The organism is [Clostridium] symbiosum (genome assembly GCA_036419695.1).
GTDB lineage: Bacteria > Bacillota > Clostridia > Lachnospirales > Lachnospiraceae > Otoolea > Otoolea symbiosa_A.
Genome location: CP143946.1, coordinates 4221010 through 4240683, shown reverse-complemented (window position 1 = coordinate 4240683; position 19674 = coordinate 4221010). Strand labels below are relative to the sequence as shown.

Sequence of the window (19674 nt, the reverse complement as noted above, 5' to 3'; positions counted from 1 at the left end):
CCGGAGCGGGAAAAATATTATTAGATGTAATGCTTTAGAAACTACTGCGGTTAGCTTTACGGGAATATAAAAAAATGGTACGATAGAAGCAGTGAAAGAAAAAACAGAGAGAAAAGAATGGGAGGACGAAGATGCATTTTCTGGGTTTAATGGCCGGACTGTTTGGGCTCGATATTTTTTTAAAGGGTAAAACAGAAGCTGGGAAAGCGGAGGATTATCCCAGGGATTTAGAGGGAACTTCCGGAAGGATCAGACTGTACAGGAATCACAATGAGGGGTTCTGTTTTGGACTTCTCAAACAGAACAAGGAGCTTGTAAAAAACGTCCCTCTCGCATTTACGTCGGCCGTGACAGGCGTTTTTCTGTGGCTTCTGACGAGAAAGGGGCGTTTTATTGATAAACTGGGCTTTACTTTTGTGACGGCGGGAGCGCTCAGCAATCTTTTTGACCGGATGAAGCGGGGATATGTGGTCGACTATTTCAGCTTTCAGTTTGGATGGCTTAAAAAGGTGGTATTCAATATCGGCGACCTCTGTATCTTCTTTGGAACCTTTCTCCTGACCGTGTCGGAGTTTTTTCCCGGCACAGAGCATAAGAACATACCGGAAAAGGTGAAGGAAAAGGCAGAATAAAAGAGCGCAGAGCGTAAAAAACGGGAGACACAAAAAACAGCAGAGCGCCGTTTTTCCGGGACTCTGCTGTTATGGTTAGGCTGTCTCAGTTTTCATCAAAGTTCAGCATAACCGCGCCGATGGCGGTTGCAAAAGCGGCGTTCGGCGGGATGATGAAGTGGACGCCATAGAGGTCCTTCATCTCCTCAAACACATCGAATACCTTTACGGCCGGCGGCAGACAGGCGAGAGAGCCGGTCAGGACGATGTCGGTCAGTGTATCGTTGGTCAGGGCAAAGATAGCCAGGACACCGACGGTCTGATACACAAGATTAAACAGGGCGGCAGCGACGTCACAGTCGCTGGCGTCATTTTTTACCTTACCGAAATTGGCAGCGGTCAGTTCCGGGGGAAGTGAAGCGATGTCACCGCAGAAAATATCGCTCATCATCAGATCCACCTTTGACAGGCTGCCTTTTTCCGCCATGGAGGACAGAACAAAGATGTCGCTTTCGTGGAGAAAATGGGAGGCCAGTCCGGAGAGCGTTCCTCCGCCCACTCCGCTGCCGCCGATATGACGGATTTCGTTTTGATCCGCCCTTACAAAGGCGGTGCCGGTGCCGATACTGACGATCAGCGCCGCGTCCAGCCCCGCGAGAGCCAGCCCGCCGCGCGCAATGGCGTCCAGTTCCACCGCTTTAACGGTCTGGATCCCATAAATATCTTCATTGACAAAAGAGGCGCCCACTCCGGTAAGTACGATTTTCGACACATCCTCCAGTGAGAGACTCTGCTCGCGCAGAAACCGGCCTAGAGCGCCATACATGGACGTCATCTGATCCGAGGCCTTGACCTGGAGCGTGCCGAGAAGCTTCTTATCCTCTGAAAACCCGGCGATTTTCGTCGTAGAACCGCCGATATCGATACCAATCGTTGCTTTCATGATTTTTTCCTTCCGTGTTGAGAGTAATCCGTTCAATATCCGAATTATTACCATTATATACAGAGGGCGGTTTTTTAGCAAGCCGGGATTTCGTTGGGATGTAACTTGACAGGCACTGTGAAATAATGTAAAATCAGCTATAAAATACTTAAAAATAGGAGTTGATCTTTTTGGATTCAAGTGACGCCATACAGTTGCTTATATTAGTTGTTTTGCTTGCTTTATCTGCATTTTTCTCATCGTCAGAGACTGCCCTTACCACGGTGAACAAGATTCGGATGAGGACTCTGGCCGATGCCGGTGACGGCAGGGCTGAGTTTGTCATGAAAGTAATCAGTAACCCGGGCAAGATGCTCAGTGCGATTCTAATCGGCAATAATATCGTAAACCTTTATGCTTCTTCCCTGTCCACGCTGCTGGCGACCAGAGTGTGGGGCAATGAGGCGGTGGGATTTGCGACAGGTGTGCTGACTTTATTCATTCTTGTGTTCGGTGAGATCACACCGAAGACAATTTCCACCCTATCAGCAGAGAATATAGCGCTTCGCTTTGCAAAAATTATATATCTTATTATGATCATTTTGACACCGGTGATTTATGTTGTGAACCACCTTTCCTTTGTTGTATTGAAAATCTTCCGGGTCGATCCGAATAAGAGAGGCGAGTCCATCACAGAGGACGAGCTGAGGACGATCGTGCAGGTCAGCCATGAGGAGGGCGTAATCGAGTCGGAAGAGAAAAAGATGATCAATAATGTGTTTGATTTTGGTGACGCCGTAGCAAAAGATGTGATGGTGCCGCGTATCGACATGAGTTTTGTGGATGTGAACAGCAGTTACGAAGAACTGATTGATCTGTTCCGCGAAGAAAAATACACCAGGTTTCCCGTCTATGAAGAGACAACGGACAATGTGCTGGGGATTATCAACATCAAGGATATTTTCCTGGCAGAGAACAGGGAAGACTTTTCGGTGAGGAGTTATCTGCGCCAGCCGCTCTATACCTATGAGTTCAAGAAGGTTTCGGAGCTGATGATTGAGATGAGGAAGGCGATGATCAATATTGTTATCGTCCTGGATGAATACGGCGCAACGGCGGGGCTGATTACGCTTGAAGATATGCTGGAGGAGATCGTCGGGGAGATACGTGATGAGTACGATGAGGATGAGGAGAATTCCCTGATCCAGATCAGCCCGAAGGAATACGTGGTGGAAGGTTCCATGAAGCTGGCAGATTTAAATGACCATCTGGAGCTGAATCTTCAGTCGGAGGATTACGATTCAATCGGCGGCCTGGTGATAGGACTTCTGGATCACCTTCCCGAGGAGGGAGAAGATGTTGTGATAGATAATGTCCGCCTGAGAGTGGACAGCGTGGAGAAGAACAGAATCGATAAAATCCATGTATATATTCTGAATCCGGTGGAGGCCGTAACGGCGATGCGGAAGGAAGAAGCAGAGAAAAAAGAAGAGAAACATTAACAACGAAAAGCGTGATTCGCGAGGGTTTTATTGGCATTCAATTAAGGATAATCCCCGTATGTTTACTGCCCAGGAGAAGGCGGAAAACATACGGGCTTTTTGTTGAGTGGCAATGAATCGTTCGCGAAGCTTACTTTTCGCTGCTGTCAGCTGATCATCCCGCCGATGGTGCCGCTGCCGGCACACATGGCGAAAATGAGAGCCAGTTCGTTCATATTGCTTCCAATGCTTTTGTTAATAACGAAGGACACGGCCAGAAGCACCAGGAAATAAACGGCGCCGGAGAAGAATCCCCACAGAAACCGTTTCATCTTGGCGGCCTTTCCGGCCAGTACGCCGCCGATAAAGCAGGCGACAATGTAAATGACATTGATTCCCAGGTTTACCTGACTTTCACTCAAGTGAAACTGATAGAGGCTGAACGCCAGAATCAGCAGAAAAACGGCGGTGAGTATGTAGGTGGTAAAAATGGTGCGGATAAGAATCCGCAGACTGGACTTTCCCATATTGACTCCTTGTAAATTTTCATCTGCTTCATGTATATTCAGGAGAGGGGCGGGATATGCGGACAGGGTGGGAATTGGTTCCTCAGCTTCCTTTACCTGCCTGATTTCTCACGCAATATCAGGCCTTTTAGCTTGCACATGTGAGTAACATGTGATATAATCTGTAAGAATTTATATCGTAATTTTAATGAGGAGGATATAGAATAATGAAACACGTTAAAACATTGAACACAAATACTTTAAAGAATACGATGAAGAAGGGCGGCTGCGGCGAATGCCAGACATCCTGCCAGTCTGCATGTAAGACATCCTGTACGGTAGGAAACCAGAGCTGCGAGAACCAGAATCGCTAATTTCCTGGGAAAACGATGAAGAGTCTGCTTTGTCAACTTTTCACCGTCGGTAAACAGAAGAGATTTGACAAGGGAGGCAGGCAAGACACCAGTATTGCCTGCCTACATATGTCTGGATAAGGAGAAAAGCGAGTGATTCATCAATATATAAATAACGGTTTTTATATCGTTTTAGACGTGAACAGCGGTTCTGTCCATTCAGTGGATCCGCTTCTTTATGATGCAATTAAACTTCTCTCAGACAGGCTCGCGGATATGAGCGAACCTGCGCCGGTGCCTCAGGCAGTGGCTGAGGAAGTGACGGGCATTCTGGAGGAAAAATACAGTACGGACGAAATAAGGGAAGCGTTTTCCGACATTCAGGAGCTGATTGACCGGGAAGAGCTTTTTACCGCCGATGTGTATAAAGACTATGTCATGGATTTTAAAAAGAGGCAGACGGTGGTAAAAGCGCTTTGTCTCCACATTGCCCACGACTGTAATCTGGCCTGTAAGTACTGCTTTGCGGAAGAGGGAGAGTACCACGGCCGCAGGGCGCTGATGAGCTTTGAAGTGGGAAAGAAGGCGCTCGATTTCCTGATTGCAAATTCCGGTTCCAGGCGAAACCTGGAAGTGGATTTCTTCGGCGGCGAGCCTCTGATGAACTGGGAAGTTGTAAAACAGCTTGTGGAATACGGCCGTTCCCAGGAGGAACTTTACAATAAGAAATTCCGTTTTACCCTGACCACAAACGGCGTTCTGTTAAACGACGAGATCATGGATTTCTGCAACAGGGAGATGAGCAATGTTGTTCTGAGCCTGGACGGAAGAAAGGATGTCAACGACAGGATGCGTCCGTTCCGGAACGGAAAGGGAAGCTATGACCTGATCGTACCGAAGTTCCAGAAGTTCGCGAAAGAACGGGCGGAGCGCGACTACTTTGTCAGGGGAACGTTCACCAGGAATAACCTGGACTTCTCCGGGGATGTGCTCCATTTTGCAGATCTCGGATTTGAAAAGATGTCCATAGAGCCGGTTGTGGCTCCTCCGGAGGAAGACTATGCCATCCGGGAGGAAGATCTTCCTCAGATTATGGAGGAGTACGATAAACTGGCTGTAGAATATATTAAACGCCAGAAAGAGGGAAGGGGCTTTACCTTTTTCCACTTTATGCTGGATCTGAACCAGGGCCCCTGTGTTGCAAAACGCCTTTCCGGCTGCGGTTCAGGAACTGAGTACCTGGCAGTGACGCCATGGGGGGATCTCTATCCGTGCCATCAGTTTGTGGGAAATGAAGAATTCCTGCTCGGCAATGTGGATGAGGGAGTGACGAATTTGGCGATCCGTGATGAATTCAAGCTTTGCAATGTCTACGCAAAGGACAAGTGCAGGGACTGTTTCGCCAGATTTTACTGCAGCGGCGGCTGTGCGGCCAACTCTTTTAATTTCCACGGCTCCATCACAGATGCCTATGACATCGGATGCGAGATGCAGAAAAAGCGCATCGAATGCGCAATCATGATTAAAGCGGCTCTGGCCGAGGAAGAATAAAAGAAGAGATAATTTGAGAAACACGGCTGAAAAGCAAGCATAGATGAAAAGCAAAAGGAGAAAAGCAATGAAGAACAAAAAAGGAAAGGGCCTCTTAGGGCTGCTGATCCTGCTTGTTGCCGTCGGTATATTCGGCTATTTTGGATATTCAACGATGGAATCAATCAAGCTGGGACTGGATCTGGCCGGCGGTGTCAGCATTACCTACCAGGCAAAAGAGGAAAATCCGTCTTCAGAAGATATGGCGGATACGATCTATAAGCTGCAGCAGAGGGTGCAGAACTACAGCACCGAGGCTGAGGTTTATCAGGAAGGTAATAACCGTATCAACGTAGATATCCCTGGTGTTTCCGATGCCAATGCGATTCTGCAGGAATTAGGCAAACCTGGTTCCCTTGTTTTCCTGGATTCTGAATTCAACCAGGTCCTGGATGGAAAACAGGTGAGCAGCGCCAAAGCCGGCATGGATGACAGCAGCGGCGTAAAAGAGTATGTGGTTGCCCTGACCTTCAATGAGGAAGGCACAAAGGCATTTGCCGATGCAACGACAAACGGAGTTGGAAAACCAATTTATATCGTATATGACGGACAGGCCATTTCCGCTCCTAACGTAAAAGAGCCAATCACAGGCGGCCAGTGCCGTATCGACGGCATGGGAAGCTATGAGGAGGCTGAGAATCTGGCTGCTACAATCCGTATCGGTTCCCTTTCCCTGGAACTGGAAGAACTTCGTTCCAACGTCGTTGGCGCAAAGCTGGGCCAGGAAGCCATTTCCACCAGCCTTAAGGCCGGAGCAATCGGCTTTGCCATTGTTGTTGTATTTATGATTTTTGCATATCTGGTACCCGGAATTGCAGCTTCCATCGCACTGTGCCTGTATGTAGGACTGATTCTGGTTCTGCTGGCGGCCTTTGAGGTGACGCTCACCCTTCCTGGGGTGGCCGGTATCATTCTGTCCATTGGTATGGCCGTGGACGCCAACGTTATCATCTTCACCCGTATCAAGGAGGAGATTGGCCTTGGCAAGACGGTAAAATCAGCCATTAAGACAGGTTTTGCAAAAGCCCTTTCCGCTATTATCGACGGTAACGTTACAACCCTGATTGCGGCGGCAGTTCTTTTCTGGAGAGGTTCCGGTACGGTAAAAGGATTCGCGGCCACACTGGCGATTGGTATCGTCCTTTCCATGTTCACGGCTCTGTTTGTGACTAAATTCACTCTGAACTGTCTGTATGAGGCGGGATTACAGGATGCAAAATTCTACGGTATTAAGAAGGACACCAAGATAAAACCGTTCTTAAAATACAAAAAACTCTGCTTTGCAATTTCTGCAGTTATGATTGTGGCGGGATTTGCAGCAATGGGATTAAACAGCGCTTCCACAGGATCCATCCTGAATTACAGCATGGAGTTCCGCGGAGGAACATCCACCAACGTGACGTTCAACGAGGATTTATCCTTAGACCAGATTTCGTCCGAGGTTGTCCCGGTTGTGGAGAAAATTACAGGTGAAGCGGGAACTCAGACTCAGAAGGTAGCGGGTACGAATGAGGTCATCATCAAGACGAGAACCCTGAGTGTGGAAGAGAGAGAAACGCTTGATCAGGCTATGGTTGATAACTTCGGTGTGGATCAGGAGAAGATCACGGCAGACAGTATTTCCGGCGCCATCAGCAACGAGATGAAGCAGGATGCTATTATCGCCGTAGTCATTGCCACCATCTGTATGCTGCTTTACATCTGGTTCCGTTTCAGCAACATCACGTTTGCGGCCAGCGCGGTTCTGGCTCTTGTGCATGACGTACTCGTGGTCATCACGTTCTATGCGGTATTCAAGTGGTCCGTAGGCTCCACCTTTATCGCGTGTATGCTTACCATTGTGGGTTATTCCATCAACGCCACCATTGTTATTTTCGACCGTATCCGTGAGAATATGAAGCTGAAAAAGCACACACAGACGGTTGAAGATGTTGTAAACTTAAGTATCAGCCAGACGCTGACAAGAAGTATTAATACTTCCCTTACCACCTTTATCATGGTATTTGTGCTCTTCCTGATGGGCGTTTCCTCCATCCGTGAGTTTGCGCTTCCGTTAATGGTTGGTATTGTCTGCGGTACGTATTCTTCCGTCTGCCTGACCGGTTCCCTGTGGTATGTCTTCAGCCAGAATAAGGAGAAGAAGGCCGCTGAGGCACGTTCGGTAAAGACAAAGAAAGAGAAATAATTTATGGAATACAAGATTCTTTATAAAGATGGACGCGCCAAGAGGGCGGAGATGAAAACCGCCCACGGCACTATCCAGACACCGGTTTTCATGAACGTGGGTACGGTCGGCGCCATCAAAGGCGCCGTGTCGACCGACGATTTAAAGGAAATCGGCACGCAGGTGGAGTTGTCCAACACCTACCACCTTCATGTGAGGACCGGAGACAAGCTGATTAAACAGTTTGGCGGCCTTCACAAGTTTATGCACTGGGACAGGCCGATTCTGACTGATTCCGGCGGTTTCCAGGTATTTTCCCTGTCGGGTCTCCGAAAGATTAAGGAGGAGGGCGTTTATTTCAATTCCCACATCGACGGCAGGAAGATATTTATGGGGCCGGAGGAGAGCATGCAGATTCAGTCCAACCTGGGTTCCACTATCGCGATGGCATTCGATGAATGTCCTTCCAGCGTGGCCTCCAGGGAGTATGTCCAGGCATCGGTAGACAGGACCACGAGATGGCTTGTCCGCTGTAAGGAGGAGATGAAACGTCTTAACTCCCTGCCTGACACGGTAAACCGGGAGCAGCTCCTTTTTGGAATCAACCAGGGCGCTGTTTACGACGATATCCGTATTGAACATGCAAAGACCATCAGTGAGATGGATTTGGACGGTTATGCGGTGGGGGGGCTGGCCGTGGGGGAAACCCACGATGAGATGTATCGTATACTGGACTCGGTTGTTCCATATCTGCCGGAGAATAAACCTACTTACCTGATGGGAGTGGGAACGCCGGCCAACATTCTGGAGGCGGTAGACCGCGGCGTGGATTTCTTCGACTGCGTATATCCGACCAGAAACGGACGCCACAGCCATGTATACACAAACCATGGCAAGATGAACCTGCTCAATTCAAAATATGAGCTGGATCCGAGACCTCTTGAGGAGGGATGCGGCTGTCCGGCATGCCGTTCTTACAGCCGGGCGTATATCAGACATCTCTTCAAGGCAAAAGAAATGCTCGGGATGAGATTATGTGTATTGCATAATTTATATTTTTATAATAAAATGATGGAAGAGATTCGCGACGCAATCGAACATCACCGTTATGCCGAATATAAGGCTGCAAAGCTGGCCGGCATGATGGCCGGTGAGGAACAGAACTGAGAACACTCAGTTAGGAGCTCCATCCGGGAACAAACTAAAAATTAAGATTACGCGGCGAGGCGGCGGATCGGTCAAAGGAGGAAAGAAAATGGGCACAATGGGCTGGGTACTTTATTTTGTCTTTATCATAGGACTTATGTACTTTATCGCAATCAGACCACAGCAGAAGGAAAAGAAAAAGATGCAGGAACTGATGGCAGGTGTTTCAGTAGGCGACAGCGTTCTGACATCCAGCGGATTTTACGGTGTTATCATCGACATGACGGATGACACGGTTATCGTTGAATTTGGAAGCAATAAGAATTGTCGTATTCCAATGCGCAAGGATGCAATCGTCCAGGTTGAAAAACCGGAACTGTAATTGAAAAATAGTGGTTGAAGATACGTAACAGTATTGTTTTACCGCAGCAAACGCTGTCTGGAAATTATCCGGGCGGCGTTTTTTTAGTGGGGATTTAGTTGAGGAATGAGAACGCCGCCGGGACGGTCGGGGGGCGGGATGGTGAGAGGGAGGGGATGAGTCTTCAGTCCCGGTTTGGAGGTTGTCGCGGGTGGGGAATCCGGGCAGAAAAAGTTCCTTCGGGAAACGCTTGCGCTCTTTGAAGTGCATAGCAGTACTAAGGCGCCAAAATACGCCGCCTAAGTACTGATGGACTTCCAGGTTCCCTGCGGAATCTTTTTCTCCCGGATTCCCCACGGGAAGGTTATGGACCGGGACTGAAGACGCGAAGGTTTTCGCCATCCCGAACCCCGGCCTGCGGCTGCTGAATTGTTCTTATTCCTTCAAAGGGGAGGAGGTACTGTCGCTGCCACTACATTTCCCCGGATTCCAGGAGAATGCTCCTGTATGGTATTTAATTGATGAGGTTAAACTTTAGCGCCTGACCTATCCTGGAATAACCGTTGAATTTTAGAGCAATCGTAAAATTTAGTTTTGGATTTCTCTCTGAATTCAACCCGAGATACCTTCAAAGGTAAAAGGTTCACGACTACATAGTGGCCGCGACAAGACCTCCCCCCTTACTTGACGAAAGAGACAATCAGCCCCTGAAGCCGGCGGACGGGGCAATCACCTTCGCCGAGTCTTCAGTCCCGTCAACAACCTGCTCGGGGAAGGAGGAGAAAAACTTTCCGGAGGGAGACCTTGAAGCCCGCCGGTGCTTAGCGAGGTCCTTTCGAGCTTAGCATCCGCTGTCCGCTTCACAAGCGGGAGCGGGTTCCCGCAGGAAAGTCTTTCTCCGGATTCCCCCTCACCACACCCTACAAACCGGGACTGAAGACTCATATCCACCCTCCCACTCCCCCGTCCGCCGTCTTACAGAGGCGTCCTCGCATCTCAATTAAATTCTTATTAAAAGAACTAAAAGATAGCACTTTTAATGAACACGTTCATTATAGCATTGACAAACAGGAATCACCAGCATATAATATAAATGAACATGTTCATTTAACAGAAACAGGGGAAGGGTTACAGCATGAGAAAAAAAGACGACAGTCTGCGCGGCACTCTGATTGATTCTGCGCGGGCGATTGCAGATACGGAAGGAATTGAGGCGGTCAATATGCGCTCGATTGCACAGAGGGCAGGGGTAGCGACCGGCACGGTTTATAACTATTTTTCCAGTAAGGAGGATATCCTGCTGGCCCTGACGGAAGAGTACTGGAAGAAGACGCTGTATGAGATGAGGACGGCGGTCACGGCAGATTCTTTCTGCGGACAGCTTGAAGAGATTTTCATCTTTCTGAAGGAACGTATCGACAGCTCGGGAAGTTCGCTTATGAACAGCCTGGGTGAAGTGAAAAAAGCGGGGCAGGAACGCATGGAATCGATGCAGGCGGTACTGGCTGAAACGCTGATCCGGCGGATGGAGCAGGATCCTTTCGTGCGGAATGATATTTGGGACGGGACATTTACCATGGAACAGTATTCGCGTTTTATTGTGGCGAATATGGTCATGTTATTGAGGACGGAGCCGTATGAATTCCATTTCTTTATTGAGATGGTCAGACGTACGCTCTGCAGGACAGGAGACGAAGATGGCACAGGCGATTGCGGAAACAATATTTGATATTTTATATCTAGGGTTTGCCCTGATAACGGGACTGACCATGCTGGCTAAGGGAAAGGGCAGGCTTGTGAAGCTGGCCGGGCTTATGACGGCATTACTTGGAGCGGGGGATGCATTTCATCTGGTTCCGCGTTCTTATGCACTATGGACAAACGGGCTGGAGGCCAACGCTGCTGCGCTGGGGATTGGCAAATTTGTCACCTCCATCACCATGACGGTTTTTTATCTGCTTCTTTATTATATATGGCGTGAACGGTATGGAATCAGGAAAGAGAGGCAACTCACGGCGGCCATGTGGATTCTCTCAATTATCAGGATTGGGCTCTGTCTTCTGCCGCAGAACCAATGGCTCCAGTACCGCCAGCCGTTGAGCTTCGGCATACTGCGCAACGTGCCGTTTGCGGTAATGGGCCTTATTATCATTGTGATTTTTGCACGGGAGTTAAAGCGGACAAACGACGGTGTATTCCGTTTTATGCCCCTGGCGGTGGGGCTGTCCTTTGGATTTTACCTGCCGGTCGTACTGTTCAGCGGAACCGCGCCTGCGGTCGGCATGCTGATGATACCGAAAACACTGGCTTACGTGTGGATTGTGATGATGAACCGAAGACTTTATAAACAGGAACGGCAAATCAGCTGAGAGTTCCACAGAAAGGGGAGCAAATGATGAAGCATTACGCAAACGCATCTCTTGTATACGCGGCGGCAGCCATGGTATCGGGAGTGTTTTACAAGGAATACACAAAATGGAACGGTTTCACAGGCTATACAAATTTGTCTGTGATGCATGCGCATTATTTTATTCTGGGAATGTTCTTTTTTCTCATATTGATGCTGCTTGAAAAGAATTTTAGATTTGCGGGAGAAAAGGGCGTTGGAACGATTATCGCCGTCTATCATGCCGGGCTGAATATTACCGGACTTGGCTTTTTACTCAGGGGGCTGACACAGGTATGGAACAGCACGCTGACCAGGGGCATGGACGCCTCTATCTCGGGCATTGCGGGGATTGGCCATATTCTGCTTTCCGTCAGTGTGATTCTTCTGCTGCTGAGGCTCAGGAAACAGGTAATTAAGGACAATTAGTATATCAGGCCGGGGGTAAATACATCCGTGAAGAGCTGAGGCCTGCGGAACGTTCACATTGTGAATGCCCCGCAGGCCTGACTTTTTCTTATCCTTTATCACCCAGGAACAGGCAGATGATTCCGCAGAAGATACCGGCGATTGGGAAAATAACCGCCGCGTAGCGGAACATGTCGAACGCAAGGCCGAGGAATAGAAACAGGGCGGTGGCAAGCAGCATAGCGGCTCCGCACAGTTTTCCGGCCAGCCGGCCTTTTTCCGTATCCTGAGAAAGGTTTGCCCGGTTGTACTTTTCAATATGGTACTTATCTTTCTGAAGGCCAAAGTAGATAAAAATGCCCACGGCAAGAGAAGTGCAGATGAGAAAAACAGCGCCGCCAGCCTCGTCAAAGTAAGGAAACTGCATGTATTCCAGAACAACATTCAGGCAGAGGGCAAACAGAAGCAGGCTGACGCCGGATGCCATGGCGATTGCATATTTCCTGTGAAAATCGTCCCGCTGTTCTTCCGTATAGAAGTCGGCGACGGAGGGATAGCGTTTGCAGTAATATCTGTGATTGACGTTTGATATAATCAGTATATATACGCCGATGCCAATCAGGATAAACATAATGATGCTGGTGAAGGCCTCGTTGAGAATTCCTTCAAGAGAAGCGGCGGGAACCACTGAAAGTATGATCAGGGAAACCGCAAAGGCCGTCATAATGGAAAAATGGTTCATATGAAGGTCATAGCCGGCCAGGTCTTCTTTCTCCGCCTCCGTCACATCGCCCTTGAGCAGCGTGTCCATCGAACAGCCAAACAGTTCACAGATCTGAAGCAGTTTGTCAAGCTCCGGGTAGGACTGGCCGGACTCCCACTTGGATACCGCCTGCCTGGATACCTCCAGCTGTTCGGCAAACTGTTCCTGGGTCAGGTTTTGTTTTTTACGTAAATATTGCAAATTATCAGTAAAACTCATATTTTATCCTCCTGCAGAATGTATTTTATGTGTTTTATTCTACAGTTGCACCGGCGCTACTTCCACCAACTTCATGTATCATATCGGATTTTGTCCGCTACCTGAGGTTGCGGAGACTGAAACAGGCATAAAACGGTACAAAACAGCATGTTCTAAGTCTATTTTACCGAATAAGCATAAAATCATCAACCTTTTCCGGTAACATGCTCTACGATGCAGCGAAACATTACTGCTCACAGGCAATGGCCTGCGATAAAAGATACGGCAAAACGTCCCGCGAAATACAACCAGTGCAAACAGGGCGGGTCAAAACGTGACCTGGTTACAGAACGAAGCGCGATTATATGATATGCTTTTAATCATCAAACATAAAGGAGTTATATAAATGTCTGTTAAATCAACTGCAAAACGATGCGTATCTGTGAATGAGAAGAGCTGTGTCGCCTGCGGGGCATGTCAGAATCTATGTCCAAAAGGGGCGATTGAGGTTTTCAGAGGATGTTATGCCGCCGCTGATCCGGAGCGGTGTGTCGGGTGCGGGATCTGTGCCAGGATTTGTCCGGCCGGAGCGCTTTCTATTTTTACCAGGGAGGTGCACTCATGAAAAATAAACACTGGTATGACTATCTGTGGATATGGTCGATCATCTATTTTGCCCTTGGATTTTTTAACATACTTTTTGCCTGGCTGGGGATGATTGATTTCCTGCTGCCGATGTTCATTGCGATATTTGGAAAAAATAAATGGTTTTGTAACAACCTCTGCGGCCGCGGCCAGCTTTTTGCCATGCTGGGAGGAAAATATAAGTGCTCCAGAAACAGGCCGACTCCGCGCTTTCTTGTAAGTCCGTGGTTCCGCTACGGTTTTTTGGCCTTTTTCCTTACCATGTTCTGTAATATGGTATTCCAGACATACCTTGTGGCGGCCGGGGCATCAGGCCTCAGAGAGGCGATCAAGCTGTTCTGGACCTTCAGGGTACCCTGGGGCTGGACTTACACGGCCGGTATGGTACCTGACTGGGTGGCCCAGTACAGCTTTGGTTTCTACAGTCTGATGCTGACATCCCTGCTAATCGGGCTGATTGTGATGGTGCTCTATAAACCGCGTACCTGGTGTACCTTCTGTCCGATGGGAACCATGACCCAGGGGATCTGCAAGCTGGAAAACAGGAAGAAACAGTAGGTTAACCGGTAATGCCAGGAATACTTTATGCATTGCAGACCTTACATTGCGGACTTTACATTCCGGGGGATTAACAGCTCATAACGGCCGGTATGGATTACTTTTACTTTAACCATTAAGAACGGAGAAGTTAAGCCGTTCCCCTGCCTTAATAAATGTCCTGAAGCATATCATAGTCCTCCCTGGAAACATGGGAAATTCATGGCATTTATTAAGGTTTTCCCTATTTGGGAATTACTGCCATAAACCCAGATAACTTGAGGTTATAGGTCGGATTCCAAATTACTATACGCCGTGAGCCGGTAAATCGGTGCAGACGGTTGAAAAATCAGGTTGAATAAGATATGATGGATACAGCGATAATCTGTGCGCCGGGCGTACAGGCCACCGTCATCAATCAGTTAGAGCGTGTATGAAAAACCACTTCCACGGAAATGAGTTTTCATACACGCTCTATATAATAAATTAAGAAACGCAGGAGGACAGGGATATGAATTATCAGATAGCAGTGATTCCGGGAGACGGAATCGGACCGGAAATTGTGAGAGAAGCATGCAAGGTGCTGGATCGGGTGGGAGAAGTCTACGGCCACACCTTTCAATATACGGAGGTGCTGATGGGAGGCGTTTCCATCGATGCGCATGGGGTACCGCTTACGGATGAGGCGCTTGAGACGGCAAGAAAGAGTGATTCCGTGCTTTTAGGGGCTGTCGGCGGTGATGTGGGCAATTCCAGATGGTACGATGTGGCTCCGAACCTGCGTCCGGAAGCAGGGCTTCTGGCTATCAGAAAGGGGCTGGGACTTTTTGCCAATATCCGTCCCGCTTACCTTTATAATGAACTGGCCGGCGCCTGCCCGCTGAAACGTGAGATAATCGGGGACGGGTTCGACATGGTAATTATGAGGGAACTGACAGGCGGCCTTTATTTTGGCGAGCGTCATACTGAGGAAGTGGACGGGGTGCTTCAGGCCGTGGATACCCTCGTTTATAATGAGAATGAAATCAGAAGAATTGCCGTTAAGGCTTTCGACATTGCAATGAAGAGAAAAAAACACGTGACCAGCGTCGATAAAGCCAATGTACTTGATTCCTCAAGGCTCTGGAGAAAAGTGGTGGAGGAAGTGGCAAAAGATTATCCGGAAGTCACCCTGTCCCATATGCTGGTCGATAACTGCGCAATGCAGCTTGTCATGAATCCGGGACAGTTTGATGTTGTTCTTACGGAAAACATGTTTGGCGATATTTTGTCCGACGAGGCGAGCATGATTACGGGGTCCATCGGAATGCTGTCCTCGGCCAGCCTGAATGAGGGCAAGTTCGGCCTCTACGAGCCAAGCCACGGTTCTGCGCCCGATATTGCAGGAAAAGGGATTGCAAACCCTATCGCAACCATCCTGTCGGCTGCGATGATGCTCAGCTATTCCTTCGATTTGGATGAGGAATCAAAGGCGGTCGAGAATGCGGTACAGCAGGTTTTGACGGAAGGATACAGGACGGTTGACATTATGGCGGACGGCTGTTCCCAGGTCGGCACCACTCAGATGGGGCAGTTGATTTGTGAGCGGATCCACAAATAAGAAAAAACGGAACATAAAGGCTTGAAGAAAATGACACTGTGTGCGATAAACAACGAAAACATATGAAGCGTTGATTATTGTTTGGGCATTACTTGAAAATCGTTTGAAGATTGCTTGAAAACGCAAGATACATTGATCAAATACTAATTGTAAATAAATGATTACTATAAATAAATGATTATATAAATCCCCAAAAAACAGAAAAATTGTTACAAGAATAAATGATGGAGTTTTGCACAAAACTCCATCATTTATAAAATTACATAAAAGGCAGAAACGATGCGCCGATCCGCGGCAGGTTTTACAAAAACGCGGTAAAAGCCCAAAATACTTGAAAGAATCCAAAAAAAACCTGGAAAAAAGCATATAAAACAGGTGAAAAAAGCTGGGAAATGCTGTAGAATAAAAGATAAACCAAAATGGACGTTTATCTGGACGTGTAAATACCGGCCGAAGAATCGGCCATATTGTAACAAGACGGAAAAAGGGCAGAAAGAAAAGGAGACGAGAAGATATGAAAAGTGATGCAGTAAGAAAAGGGATGCAGCAGGCACCCCACCGTTCATTATTTAATGCATTGGGCATGACCGAGGAAGAAATGAGAAAACCAATGGTGGGAATTGTCAGCTCTTACAATGAGATCGTTCCCGGCCATATGAATCTGGATAAAATTGTCGAAGCGGTTAAACTGGGAGTTGCAATGGCAGGCGGCACACCGGTGGTATTCCCGGCCATCGCCGTCTGTGACGGCATCGCCATGGGACACATTGGAATGAAATATTCACTGGTGACAAGAGACTTGATTGCGGATTCCACAGAGTGTATGGCGTTAGCGCATGCATTTGACGCCCTTGTCATGGTTCCAAACTGTGATAAGAACGTTCCGGGACTTCTGATGGCGGCGGCCAGAGTCAATGTACCGACCGTGTTCGTCAGCGGCGGCCCGATGATGGCGGGAAGAGTCCATGGACAGAAGAGAAGTCTTTCCAGCATGTTTGAGGCGGTGGGTTCCTACGCAGCCGGCACGATGACGGAGGAAGAGGTAACGGAATTTGAGAATAAAGTCTGCCCGACCTGCGGTTCCTGCTCCGGCATGTACACCGCCAACAGCATGAACTGCCTGACCGAAGTACTGGGCATGGGACTTAAGGGCAACGGAACCATTCCGGCCGTATATTCCGAGCGCATCAAGCTGGCAAAACACGCCGGTATGAAGGTAATGGAGATGTATGAGAAGAACATCCGCCCAAGGGATATCATGACAAAGGATGCATTTTTAAATGCCCTCACCGTAGACATGGCGCTCGGATGTTCCACCAACAGCATGCTTCACCTTCCGGCTATTGCTCATGAGGCAGGAGTTGATCTGAACATGGAGCTGGTCAATGAGATGAGTTCAAAGACGCCGAACCTCTGCCATCTGGCGCCTGCAGGACCTACATATATGGAAGATTTAAATGAAGCCGGCGGCGTCTATGCCGTTATGAACGAACTGTCGAAGAAGAACCTGTTAAACCTGGACTGCATGACGGTGACGGGCAAGACGGTCGGCGAGAATATTAAGAACTGTGTAAACCGCGATCCCGAGATCATCAGGCCGATCGATAACCCATACAGCCAGACAGGCGGTATTGCCGTATTAAAGGGCAATCTGGCTCCCGACACGGCGGTGGTAAAACGTTCCGCCGTAGCGCCGGAGATGCTCGAGCACCAGGGACCGGCCCGCGTATTCGACTGTGAGGAAGATGCAATTGCCGCCATCAAGGAAGGAAAGATTGTGGCCGGAGATGTGGTTGTGATCCGTTATGAAGGCCCTAAAGGCGGACCGGGCATGAGAGAGATGCTGAACCCGACGTCGGCGATAGCGGGAATGGGACTGGGTTCCTCCGTCGCCCTGATCACGGACGGCCGTTTCTCAGGCGCATCCAGAGGCGCATCCATCGGACACGTTTCACCGGAAGCAGCCGTGGGCGGACCGATTGCCCTTGTGGAAGAGGGAGATATCATTTCCATCGACATCAACCAGAATAAATTAAATGTACTTGTTTCCGACGAGGTATTGGAGGAGAGAAGGAAGAACTGGAAGCCGAGGACCCCTCAGGTTACAACCGGTTACCTGGCAAGGTATTCGTCTATGGTTACCAGCGGCAACAGGGGAGCCGTACTGGAGGTTCCGAAGAAATAAGCGGAGTCCCCGAAAGAACCGGCATCAGCCGTGAGATAAAAGATCACAGGAAAGCAGAGGAATATAAATGAAAACATTAACAGGAGCAGAAATCGTCATCGAATGTTTAAAAGAACAGGGAGTTGACACCGTATTCGGCTACCCCGGCGGTTCCATTTTAAACATATACGATGCGCTTTATAAACATCAGAATGAGATCACCCATATCCTGACTTCCCACGAGCAGGGAGCATCCCATGCGGCCGACGGTTATGCCAGGGCCACGGGAAAGGTGGGCGTCTGCCTGGCCACGTCGGGACCGGGAGCGACGAACCTTGTTACAGGAATTGCAACCGCCAATCTGGACTCCATCCCGATGGTGGCCATCACCTGTAACGTGTCGATGAACCTTCTCGGAAAAGACAGCTTCCAGGAGATCGATATTCTCGGCGTGACAATGCCGATTACGAAATATAACTTCATTGTGAAGGACGTAACAAAACTGGCCGGCGTGCTGAGAAGGGCATTTACCATCGCAAGCAGCGGGCGTCCGGGCCCTGTCCTTGTGGATATTACCAAGGATGTTACGGCGGCGGAATGTGATTACGAATACAAAAAGCCGGATGAGATAAGGCGCGAAGATTCCGAGATTACGGAGGAAGATCTGGAAAAAGCCCTCGGCATGATCCGCGCATCCAAAAAGCCGTTCATTTTCGTGGGCGGCGGAGCCGTAGCTGCGGAGGCGGCCGATGAACTCCATGCATTTGCCCATAAGATCCAGGCCCCGGTGGCCGACAGCCTGATGGGAAAAGGCGCGTTCGACGGAACGGATGAACTCTACACGGGCATGATCGGCATGCATGGCACCAAGACTTCCAACTTCGGCGTGGCCGAGTGCGATCTTCTGATTGTAGTGGGAGCCAGGTTCAGCGACCGCGTGGTGGGAGACGCATCCCGTTTTGCGTCCCATGCAAAAATTCTCCAGCTCGATGTGGATCCCGCGGAGATTAACAAGAATATCATGACGGATGCCAGCGTAATCGGCGATGTCAAAGTGATTTTAAGGAAACTCAACGCCCGTCTGGACCCAATCAACCATGACCAGTGGATTGCCCATGTGGAACGGTTAAAGGATATGTATCCGCTTCGCTACAACAAAGAGATACTGACTGGTCCGTATATTATGGAAAAGATATATGAGGTGACGGACGGTGAGGCAATCATCTCCACAGACGTAGGCCAGCATCAGATGTGGGCCGCCCAGTATTATAAGTACAAGAGGCCGAGACAGCTTCTCACGTCGGGCGGACTGGGCACGATGGGATATGGCCTGGGCGCCGCCATCGGAGCCAAGATGGGATGTAAGGACAAAACTGTCATCAATATCGGCGGAGACGGCTGTTTCCGCATGAACATGAACGAGATTGCCACCGCAACCCGTTATAACATCCCGATTATCCAGGTGATATTTAACAATCATGTGCTGGGCATGGTACGCCAGTGGCAGACGCTGTTCTACGGCATGAGATATTCACAGACCGTCTTAAACGATCAGGTGGACTTCGTGAAGGTGGCGGAAGGCCTTGGCGCAAAGGCTTACCGCGTGACGACGAAAGAGGAGCTGGAGCCGGTTCTGCGCGAGGCGATCAGCCTGAATGTCCCGGTGGTAATTGACTGCCAGATTGGGACGGACGACAAGGTATTCCCGATGGTTCCTGCGGGAAAACCGATCGAAGAAGCCTTTGATGAGATTGACTTACGGATTGAACAGTTGTAAAATAGAGAACATTCCATATTCTGGGATATGATCAGTAACAGTATTCTGGGATGTGAGCAGTA

18 protein-coding genes are annotated in these 19674 nt (G+C 49.0%); 15 read left to right on the top strand and 3 right to left on the bottom strand.

Annotated features, from left to right (window positions below):
• Positions 1-131: 131 nt before the first annotated feature.
• Entirely contained in the window at positions 132-632 is a 501-nt protein-coding gene (gene lspA / locus V3C10_19105; protein WVP61390.1) for a signal peptidase II, read from the top strand.
• An 85-nt stretch (positions 633-717) separates the two neighbouring features.
• On the opposite strand, the gene coaW is transcribed toward lspA, so the two are convergent.
• Positions 718-1554: a type II pantothenate kinase gene (coaW, locus tag V3C10_19100; protein ID WVP61389.1), complete on the bottom strand. Its 837-nt coding sequence runs from the start codon at positions 1552-1554 to the stop codon at positions 718-720.
• A gap of 170 nt (positions 1555-1724) precedes the next feature.
• On the opposite strand from coaW, the gene V3C10_19095 reads away from it, so the two are divergent.
• The gene (locus V3C10_19095; GenBank protein ID WVP61388.1) at positions 1725-3035 is read left to right on the top strand and encodes a hemolysin family protein; all 1311 of its coding nucleotides are present in this window, start codon (positions 1725-1727) and stop codon (positions 3033-3035) included.
• A gap of 146 nt (positions 3036-3181) precedes the next feature.
• Here the strand turns inward: V3C10_19095 and V3C10_19090 are convergent, their stop codons facing one another.
• Positions 3182-3541, bottom strand: a complete 360-nt coding sequence (locus V3C10_19090; protein ID WVP61387.1) for a TIGR04086 family membrane protein — start codon at positions 3539-3541, stop codon at positions 3182-3184.
• Positions 3542-3747: 206 nt separating this feature from the next.
• Between V3C10_19090 and scfA the strand changes: the two genes are divergently transcribed.
• From scfA to V3C10_19050, 8 genes are all read left to right on the top strand, one after another.
• Entirely contained in the window at positions 3748-3894 is a 147-nt protein-coding gene (gene scfA / locus V3C10_19085) for a six-cysteine ranthipeptide SCIFF (GenBank protein ID WVP61386.1), read from the top strand.
• Between the two features lie 132 nt (positions 3895-4026).
• Entirely contained in the window at positions 4027-5424 is a 1398-nt protein-coding gene (gene scfB, locus V3C10_19080; GenBank protein WVP61385.1) for a thioether cross-link-forming SCIFF peptide maturase, read from the top strand.
• A gap of 67 nt (positions 5425-5491) precedes the next feature.
• The gene (gene secD, locus V3C10_19075; protein WVP61384.1) at positions 5492-7648 is read left to right on the top strand and encodes a protein translocase subunit SecD; all 2157 of its coding nucleotides are present in this window, start codon (positions 5492-5494) and stop codon (positions 7646-7648) included.
• Between the two features lie 3 nt (positions 7649-7651).
• A complete protein-coding gene (tgt, locus tag V3C10_19070) occupies positions 7652-8794 on the top strand; it encodes a tRNA guanosine(34) transglycosylase Tgt (GenBank protein ID WVP61383.1) in 1143 nt (380 codons plus the stop codon).
• 88 nt (positions 8795-8882) lie between these two features.
• A complete protein-coding gene (gene yajC, locus V3C10_19065; GenBank protein WVP61382.1) occupies positions 8883-9155 on the top strand; it encodes a preprotein translocase subunit YajC in 273 nt (90 codons plus the stop codon).
• A gap of 1114 nt (positions 9156-10269) precedes the next feature.
• Positions 10270-10863, top strand: a complete 594-nt coding sequence (locus V3C10_19060) for a TetR/AcrR family transcriptional regulator (protein ID WVP61381.1) — start codon at positions 10270-10272, stop codon at positions 10861-10863.
• Positions 10832-11503: a hypothetical protein gene (locus V3C10_19055; GenBank protein WVP61380.1), complete on the top strand. Its 672-nt coding sequence runs from the start codon at positions 10832-10834 to the stop codon at positions 11501-11503. The genes V3C10_19060 and V3C10_19055 overlap by 32 nt, the downstream gene beginning before the upstream one ends.
• Positions 11504-11526: 23 nt before the next feature.
• Positions 11527-11949 carry a DUF2871 domain-containing protein gene (locus V3C10_19050; GenBank protein ID WVP61379.1) on the top strand — a complete coding sequence of 141 codons (423 nt, stop codon included), beginning with the start codon at positions 11527-11529 and terminating at the stop codon, positions 11947-11949.
• Positions 11950-12037: 88 nt separating this feature from the next.
• Here the strand turns inward: V3C10_19050 and V3C10_19045 are convergent, their stop codons facing one another.
• Entirely contained in the window at positions 12038-12910 is an 873-nt protein-coding gene (locus tag V3C10_19045) for a helix-turn-helix transcriptional regulator (GenBank protein WVP61378.1), read from the bottom strand.
• A 385-nt stretch (positions 12911-13295) separates the two neighbouring features.
• Here V3C10_19045 and V3C10_19040 point away from each other — a divergent pair, with 385 nt between their 5' ends.
• The 5 genes from V3C10_19040 (at position 13296) to ilvB (ending at position 19612) form a co-directional block, all read left to right on the top strand.
• Positions 13296-13514 (top strand): 4Fe-4S binding protein, encoded by a 219-nt coding sequence (locus V3C10_19040; protein ID WVP61377.1) that lies wholly within the window; start codon positions 13296-13298, stop codon positions 13512-13514.
• Positions 13511-14092, top strand: coding sequence for a 4Fe-4S binding protein (locus tag V3C10_19035; GenBank protein ID WVP61376.1), 582 nt, complete (start codon positions 13511-13513; stop codon positions 14090-14092). The genes V3C10_19040 and V3C10_19035 overlap by 4 nt, the downstream gene beginning before the upstream one ends.
• Positions 14093-14582: 490 nt before the next feature.
• Complete coding sequence (leuB, locus tag V3C10_19030; protein WVP61375.1) at positions 14583-15671, top strand: 3-isopropylmalate dehydrogenase; 1089 nt, start codon at positions 14583-14585, stop codon at positions 15669-15671.
• A gap of 514 nt (positions 15672-16185) precedes the next feature.
• Complete coding sequence (ilvD, locus tag V3C10_19025; protein WVP61374.1) at positions 16186-17856, top strand: dihydroxy-acid dehydratase; 1671 nt, start codon at positions 16186-16188, stop codon at positions 17854-17856.
• A gap of 67 nt (positions 17857-17923) precedes the next feature.
• Positions 17924-19612, top strand: coding sequence for a biosynthetic-type acetolactate synthase large subunit (ilvB, locus tag V3C10_19020; protein ID WVP61373.1), 1689 nt, complete (start codon positions 17924-17926; stop codon positions 19610-19612).
• Positions 19613-19674: the final 62 nt, after the last annotated feature.

What these genes read in the sequence shown, in the direction of transcription:
- lspA (WVP61390.1), top strand. Translation starts at nt 132, where the DNA reads ATGCATTTTCTGGGTTTAATGGCCGGACTGTTTGGGCTCGATATTTTT.
- coaW (WVP61389.1), bottom strand. Translation starts at nt 1,554, where the DNA reads ATGAAAGCAACGATTGGTATCGATATCGGCGGTTCTACGACGAAAATC.
- V3C10_19090 (WVP61387.1), bottom strand. Translation starts at nt 3,541, where the DNA reads ATGGGAAAGTCCAGTCTGCGGATTCTTATCCGCACCATTTTTACCACC.
- scfA (WVP61386.1), top strand. Translation starts at nt 3,748, where the DNA reads ATGAAACACGTTAAAACATTGAACACAAATACTTTAAAGAATACGATG.
- secD (WVP61384.1), top strand. Translation starts at nt 5,492, where the DNA reads ATGAAGAACAAAAAAGGAAAGGGCCTCTTAGGGCTGCTGATCCTGCTT.
- tgt (WVP61383.1), top strand. Translation starts at nt 7,652, where the DNA reads ATGGAATACAAGATTCTTTATAAAGATGGACGCGCCAAGAGGGCGGAG.
- yajC (WVP61382.1), top strand. Translation starts at nt 8,883, where the DNA reads ATGGGCACAATGGGCTGGGTACTTTATTTTGTCTTTATCATAGGACTT.
- V3C10_19060 (WVP61381.1), top strand. Translation starts at nt 10,270, where the DNA reads ATGAGAAAAAAAGACGACAGTCTGCGCGGCACTCTGATTGATTCTGCG.
- V3C10_19055 (WVP61380.1), top strand. Translation starts at nt 10,832, where the DNA reads ATGGCACAGGCGATTGCGGAAACAATATTTGATATTTTATATCTAGGG.
- V3C10_19050 (WVP61379.1), top strand. Translation starts at nt 11,527, where the DNA reads ATGATGAAGCATTACGCAAACGCATCTCTTGTATACGCGGCGGCAGCC.
- V3C10_19045 (WVP61378.1), bottom strand. Translation starts at nt 12,910, where the DNA reads ATGAGTTTTACTGATAATTTGCAATATTTACGTAAAAAACAAAACCTG.
- V3C10_19040 (WVP61377.1), top strand. Translation starts at nt 13,296, where the DNA reads ATGTCTGTTAAATCAACTGCAAAACGATGCGTATCTGTGAATGAGAAG.
- V3C10_19035 (WVP61376.1), top strand. Translation starts at nt 13,511, where the DNA reads ATGAAAAATAAACACTGGTATGACTATCTGTGGATATGGTCGATCATC.
- leuB (WVP61375.1), top strand. Translation starts at nt 14,583, where the DNA reads ATGAATTATCAGATAGCAGTGATTCCGGGAGACGGAATCGGACCGGAA.
- ilvD (WVP61374.1), top strand. Translation starts at nt 16,186, where the DNA reads ATGAAAAGTGATGCAGTAAGAAAAGGGATGCAGCAGGCACCCCACCGT.
- ilvB (WVP61373.1), top strand. Translation starts at nt 17,924, where the DNA reads ATGAAAACATTAACAGGAGCAGAAATCGTCATCGAATGTTTAAAAGAA.